This is a genomic window from Bartonella sp. AD13SXNS (genome assembly GCF_042196465.1).
In the GTDB taxonomy this organism is placed as follows: domain Bacteria; phylum Pseudomonadota; class Alphaproteobacteria; order Rhizobiales; family Rhizobiaceae; genus Bartonella.
Map to the genome: position 1 here is coordinate 1 of NZ_JBHIQI010000083.1, position 856 is coordinate 856.

Consider the following 856-nt stretch of genomic DNA (forward strand, 5'->3'; position numbering starts at 1 on the left):
CAAGGCGTTATTACTCAAGAGCAATATGATGCCGCGCAACAGTACCTACAGATAAGAAATAATTACCTTTGTGCAAAGGGCTTGCCTAATGCAATTTATGACGAAATGCCGTCATCATCTGATGATAAGGCAAGAGACAAATGGGTAGAATTTGCAACAGAGCAGTTTATAAACACGCAAGAGGCACTAAAAGAAGCACAATGCCTTTATAGACAGTATAATCTTTATGCAGCACTACAGTACCTCGTTATAGAAGATCAAATGCTACCCCACCTTGTGAATTCATTACGGATTGCTCTTAATGCGCTTCAGAAGCATTTTTCAAAAAAGTAGATTTGAAAGAGATACTACCACCCATATATATATGGTATTGCAATAACAGCTAAGGCGGTCATTATTGTAAATAAAAACGCCGGAATCTTTAATCTAAATCGCCAGAGTATGTTAATCGGAAGAGACATGATGGTGATTATTATAAAGCCTATTATGAACCATTCCTTTATCTTTTTATTAAAATGGCTTATTTTTTTATCAACAACATCAAAGCGATAACATTCTCCATTTTCCGACTTCATATATAAAGGAATATCGCTTTTTTGAAATATGTTCCTATAAACATTTCCTAATTTATTTACTAGCTTATCACATGGTGTTGTCCCTTGGTTGTTTAAGATATAAAAGCTAAAAGCTAATATTCCGATAATGACTACACCTATTAAAATGAAGCGTTTAGACATAGTTTATCCATTGTTTTTCATTGTTGCATCTTTGCTTCATATCGATTCCCTTTGAAATTATCAATATGTGTTATTTTTATGTTGACAAAGTGTAGCAAATCGTATTTAATGACCTTACT

The 856-nt window shown here is 33.4% G+C and carries 2 protein-coding genes; one reads left to right on the plus strand and one right to left on the minus strand.

Features of this window, described 5'->3' with window-relative positions:
- On the plus strand, window positions 1-333 hold a 333-nt coding region (locus ACFIMQ_RS09485), incomplete at its 5' end, for a hypothetical protein (protein ID WP_375703939.1).
- 14 nt (window positions 334-347) lie between these two features.
- Here the strand turns inward: ACFIMQ_RS09485 and ACFIMQ_RS09490 are convergent.
- Entirely contained in the window at window positions 348-737 is a 390-nt protein-coding gene (locus ACFIMQ_RS09490) for a hypothetical protein (protein ID WP_375703940.1), read from the minus strand.
- Between the last annotated feature and the right edge of the window lie 119 nt (window positions 738-856).

Excerpts from the sequence above, each read along its gene's own strand:
- ACFIMQ_RS09490 (WP_375703940.1), bottom strand. The coding sequence starts at position 737 with ATGTCTAAACGCTTCATTTTAATAGGTGTAGTCATTATCGGAATATTA.